A 5,607-nucleotide genomic window follows, 5' to 3' on the forward strand; every position below is an offset into this window, starting at 1 on the left:
GGCATAGGTCGCCCCTTCGGTAGGGGAATTCTCTGCGGAGGCGGGGCATCCCTCACCCCCGCCCCTCTCCCGGAGGGCGAGGGGTGAGATGGTGTAGGCGGATGATGGGCGGTTCTTTTCGAGGTTCATGCGTGATCACTAAAGAGCCGCGGCGATAAATCGGGGACCCACGTCGCCGAGATGGAACTGTGGAGCAAGGCCGGGGTGAAGCCGGAAGGCTCCTGGTACGTGGTCTATGAGAAGGGGAATACCGGCAACGGTCCCACCCTCAAGTACACCGATCAGCGCGGCGCCTATACCTTCATGGACCGCGCCACCTATCTGACCCTCAAGGACTCCATCAAGCTGGTGGTGCTGGTGGAAAAGGACGAGGAGCTGATCAACTACATGTCGGTCATCCCCATCAACCCCAAGCGGTTCCCCACCGTCAACACCGTCGATACCTTGACCTTCGTGAACTGGTTGACCGCGCCGGACAAGGGACAGCAGATCATCGCCGAGTTCGGCAAGGATAGGTACGGTACCTCCTTGTTCTTCCCCAACTCCAACCAGTGGCGGGCGGCACATCCGAACAAATAGTGCTAACCATCGTCCATTCTGGAGGGTGTGCCGTCAGGCGAACAAAACACCGTCGCTAGCGGTAAGAAATGCATTACCCAAAAGGGGGATGAGCCAATGCGGCTCATCCCTTTTTTTGTGTGTGCCGCTCCTGCTTTAAATCCTCGTTCTGGCATGGTGCGTGCTTAAATATCACCGTTAGCAGGCGCGGTGTTGTACGTGCAAGAAGGGGTAAGCAGGATGAACAGGTACTCGGAAAAGGATGGGGCGGTGCAGTTGAAGGGGATGCGGCTGCGGAAGACGTTGCAGCAGTCCGGGCTGCGCGCGCCGAAGACGCTGACGCTGGCGCTTACCAAGGCGTGCAATCTCAGCTGCTCCCACTGCTGGGTCGATGCCGAGGACAACTGCTCCTCCCGCCACTTCCCGCGCGACAAAGCCGCCGCTATGATATGGGAATTCGCCGAGTTAGGAGGCGAAGGGGTGCGGCTGACCGGAGGAGAACCTCTCTGCCATCCCGCCTGGCTCGACCTCTTGCGGCTCTCCGTGGCCGCCGGTTTCCCGACCGTCATCCTGCAGACCAACGGCATGCTGTTGGACGATGATAAGATAGCTGCCCTGCGGGAGCTGGCTTTCCCCGGCTTCATCATCCAGATCAGCCTCGACGGTGCGACGCCGGCGGCTCACGACCTGGTCAGGGGTGCCGGCTCCTACAAGGAGCTGATGGCGGCAGTTGACCGGCTGGTTCGCGCCGGGCTCGGTCCGCACGTCTCATTTTTCTTCTCGGAGATGCGCCACAACATCCATGAAATTCCGGCAGTTTTGAGGCTGGCCGAGAAGCTCGGCATCGGCTCGGTGGCGACCGGCACCCTGGTTGCCTGCGGCCGCGCCGCCGAGCAGCTGGTGGTGCCGCCGGAGCCCGACCAGTACCTGCGCCTGCTGGAGACCTTCTATGCCGACCCGGAGTTCAGGCGGCTGTACGACAAGCTGGGGACCATGGCTGCCTTGGAATGGAGATGCTGTGACAGTCCGCGCGGCGAAGGGTGTACCTTTGTGGAGAATCCCTACATAACCTCCGATGGCAGGCTGTACCCCTGCGTCCTCTGCCACGCCGATCCCTATTCTGTCACCGGTCTTACCGACAAATCACTGGCCGAGGCCTTTCTCGAGGGGGTGGCCATCTGGAGCGCCTTGCGTGAGGCTAGCAACCGCCGGGCAGAGGAAAACGCCAAGTGCAGGGAGTGCTCCGAGCGGCTTACCTGTGCGGGCGGTTGTCTCGGCCGCGCCTGGATGACCTTCGGCGACCCCATGGCGACTGACGACCGCTGTGAGTTGCGAAGGGCGGTCTGCGGTTCGCAGAGTTGGGAAAATCTCCACACTGTGGAGGTTTGCAACAGCTGACGGTGGCGGGGTCACCTTCAGCATTAAGTTGTGACGGCGTTTTGGAGTGGCGAGCAATACCGTAAAGAAGCTGCTGCGCAGTACGGTGGATCCCTCCTCGTTTGTTCAGGTTTTTATCACCGCAGGTAGAACTTCCTTGTAATTCTAAACCAATGTTTCTATATTGGCGCTACGCCAGCCAGGAGAGCTCCCGCCGGTGCCGTTTAGGGGCCGGCGGGAGTTGTGGCTCCCCGCTGCCGTGACAGCTTTAGTCATCTCACTGCGCCTCGCGCTGTTCGGAGTCTTGCCGTGAACATTTCCACCAGGCTCATTGCACTTTGCTTTTTGGCCGTGACCACCGCTGTCGTTGCCATCTCGGCCTTCGCGGCAGGACTGTTGCCGGGTAACGGAGAAGCCCAGGGCAAGTTGTTCGGCATGGCTTTGTTCGTCATCGTCATCGTTTCCGTGGTGGTGGCCTTTATCGTCTGGTCCACCTTGCGGCCACTCTCCACGCTGACTGCCGCCGCCACCCGCATTGCCGACGGGCATCCGGAGGAACTGAACGCCGATGGCTGGCGCGGCGACCTCGGCACCCTTGCCCAGGCCATGAAGAGGATGACCAGTGGCATCGTGGAGAGCCTGAAGGGGGAGGTGGAGAAAGGGAACCGGCTCTTCGCATCCATCAGGGAGGCCATCGGGCAGCTCTCCGGCTCCACCAGCCACATCACGGCGATCAGCACCCAGCAGTCGAGCGGCGCCACCGAGCAGGCGGCAGCGGTCCAGCAGATCACCGTCACCTCGGCGGAGATCGCGGCTACCGCCAAGCAGATCACCCATAATGCCAAGAGGGTGGAATCATCGGCCGAACAGACTGCCTCGCTCTGCGTGGTCGGCTCGGGAGACGTGCATAACGCCACGGCAGGGATGGAGAGGCTCAGGACCCAGGTGCAGAGCATCGCGCAGAGCATGCTGCAGTTGGGGGAAAACAGCCAGAAGATCGGCGGTATCGTCGAGATCATCGACGAGATCAGTGACCGTACCAACCTCCTTTCCCTGAACGCCGCCATCGAGGCGGCCGGCGCCGGCGAGTCCGGCAAGCGGTTCAGCGTGGTTGCCCGGGAGGTACGGCGGCTGGCCGAGCGGACCGCCGAGGCGACCCGCCAGATAAAAGCCCTGATCGAGGAGATCCAGCAGGCCACCAATTCCACCATCATGGTCACCGAGGAGGGGACCAAGGGGGTGGATGAGGCGGTCGCCCTGGTGGACAGCGTGAAGAACTCCTTCGTGGACATCATCTCCATGGTGGAGGAGACCGCCCGCTCCGCCAAGGAGATCGCCTTCTCCACCCAGCAGCAGACCTCGGCCTGCGAACAGATGGCCGAGAGCATGAACGAGGTGCGCGACGTGGCCCAGCATGTCGCACAGGGGGCCCGTGAGACCGAGCAGGCGATCAGCGAGGTGGTCGAACTGACCGTCCGGCTGACCGAGTTGATCGAGTCGGAACTGCAGGCAAACGGCAAGGAACAGGCGAAAGCCGGCGCCCGCCTGATGGAGAAGGTGCTGGGTGACCTGATAGCCGCCCAACGCTTCAGCGTGAACGATTTCTTCGACGAAAACTACCTCCCGATTCCAGGTACCTCGCCACAGAAATTCCATACCTGCTACGACCAGGCACTGGATGAAGAGGTCCAGGTTTACCTCGATGATTTCCTGGCCTGCGATGACAAGGTGGTCTACGCCATTTTGGCCGACCGTAACGGCTACGTCCCCACCCACAACAGCCGGTACTCACAGCCCCTTACCGGCGATCCCGACCGCGACAGGAAATGGAACCGCACCAAGCGGCTGTTCAACGATGCTGTCGGCCTGGCTGCCGCCCGCTATAACGAGGGGGACGTGCTGGTCCAGATCTACTACCGCGACACGGGGGAAAAGATCTGGGATATCTCGGCGCCGGTTTATCTCGAAGGAAGGCATTGGGGCGCCTTCCGGATCAGCTACACCTTGGAGCAGGAGGGGGCGGTCCCCTCTCGTTGAAGAAGGTGCCGCTTGCCCCGATGAAAATGGTTACCTCCCTGTCACATTTCCTCCACATTGGGACGGTACTAGAGTACTATCGGCGTCCTTGATTTATGGTGGAGGTAGAGTGATGTTCGGCAGGATCAGAAAAACGGCGCTGGCAGTTTTACAGCAGGGGCTCGCCCCCGAGCAGCTCGCCCTTACCGTCTGCCTGGGGACCGCGGTGGGGACCCTGCCGCTTATGTGGGGCACCACCGTTATATGCGTCGCGCTGGCGGCTCGCTTCGGGCTTAACCAGGCAGCCATGCAGGCGGTCAACTACCTGGTCTACCCGCTGCAGATCGCGCTGTTCTTCCCCTTTTTCAAGCTGGGCGCCAAATACCTTCCCTGGGGGCCGTCCATCTCCGCGGAGATGCTGCAGGTCGCCCTGCATGGTCACCTCACCTCCGCCATCTCTCTGCTTGGCTGGGCCACCCTCAAGGCGGTCGGCGCCTGGCTGGTCACCGTTCCTCCCCTGGCCCTGCTTCTCTATCCGCTGCTCGTCTCGCTGTTCAGGCGCAGGCGGAGCGTCCCCGATCTCGATCACGCCGCCTGAGTCCGCTTTCCCCGCCGGTTCTGCAGTAATTAACCGAGGATTCACCAGACAGTCACCCAATCTCCATACATTGCGCGTAAATACCGTGTCAGTAGACGGCATTAACGTGAAAGAGGAGGTTGGCATTGTCGCGTCAACTGGGAAGTCCTCTCCCTCCCCCTCAGCTGATCCAAAACGCTTCCATTACCGAGCTGCACCCCAACTATCTCCAAAACATCATGCAACGGCTCCTGGAACCGGAGCGGGCCGGCCTCTCCTTGCTGGAGAGGCTTCCCTTCGCGCCGGGTGATACCACCGCCGGCACCGAGACCGAGCTGCAGGCCGTGGTGCTGGGCGACCGGGATGAGGTGGACCTGCCGCTGGTGATCGAGCAGTCCGACTACTTCGCCAACATCGCCAAGCGGGCGGCCTCCGGCGACATCCGCAAGGGACGTCTGGCCTTCCTGGAACGGTACCTGGGAGGCAACCGGGAAAACGTCTGGGAGAACAGCTGGGTCAGGTTTCCCCGCCACCGGCTTTCCGCTTTCGCCGACCAGGTCTTTGAAAGCGACCTGCAGACAGACAAGAGCAATCCGGCCGCCGGCCGGAGGAGCGACGCGGCGAGGTTCCTTCTGAAGGGGGAGGGAGGCGATGAGCTCCTGCGGCTGCCGGTCAGCTACCTCCTGAAACTCTCCCTGGCCGACCTGGTCGGCTCCCAGCGGCTTCCCGCGCGACTGGAGGCCGCCGGCAAGCGGTTCATGGGGCATTACCTGAACGACAACACCTCGCCGGAGACCTTCTCCTTCCACGTGGTGCCACTGACCCGGGAAGGGGGCATGGGACGCGGCATCGCCCGGGAGACCTCCAAGCGCTTCCTGTTCACGCAGCTATTGGCCCAGTACGCCAACGAGAAGTTCGGCCTGTGGGAGAGCGGACAGCGGGCGCTGGTCCACTTTGCCCCGCATCCTCCCCATCGCCAGAAGGAGCTCAACGACCACATCGCCGACGCCTTCTACCGTGAGCTGTTCATGAGCCCCTGCCTCTCAGGCTGGGACCGCGGCGAGGAGAAGTACCGCTAC

3 protein-coding genes and 2 pseudogenes are annotated in these 5,607 nt (G+C 62.0%); all 5 read left to right on the top strand.

Features of this window, described 5'->3' with window-relative positions:
• Positions 1 to 156: 156 nt before the first annotated feature.
• A pseudogene (locus VJ604_RS03135) lies at positions 157 to 579 on the top strand (substrate-binding domain-containing protein); the annotation flags it as partial.
• A gap of 219 nt (positions 580 to 798) precedes the next feature.
• Positions 799 to 1,956, top strand: coding sequence for a radical SAM/SPASM domain-containing protein (locus VJ604_RS03140; protein ID WP_324079928.1), 1,158 nt, complete (start codon positions 799 to 801; stop codon positions 1,954 to 1,956).
• 288 nt (positions 1,957 to 2,244) lie between these two features.
• The gene (locus tag VJ604_RS03145; protein ID WP_324079929.1) at positions 2,245 to 3,972 is read left to right on the top strand and encodes a methyl-accepting chemotaxis protein; all 1,728 of its coding nucleotides are present in this window, start codon (positions 2,245 to 2,247) and stop codon (positions 3,970 to 3,972) included.
• A gap of 112 nt (positions 3,973 to 4,084) precedes the next feature.
• Positions 4,085 to 4,549, top strand: coding sequence for a DUF2062 domain-containing protein (locus VJ604_RS03150; protein ID WP_324079930.1), 465 nt, complete (start codon positions 4,085 to 4,087; stop codon positions 4,547 to 4,549).
• 125 nt (positions 4,550 to 4,674) lie between these two features.
• Positions 4,675 to 5,607, top strand: a pseudogene (locus tag VJ604_RS03155) (hypothetical protein); the annotation flags it as partial.

The organism is Geomonas sp., assembly GCF_035254065.1.
GTDB lineage: Bacteria > Desulfobacterota > Desulfuromonadia > Geobacterales > Geobacteraceae > Geomonas.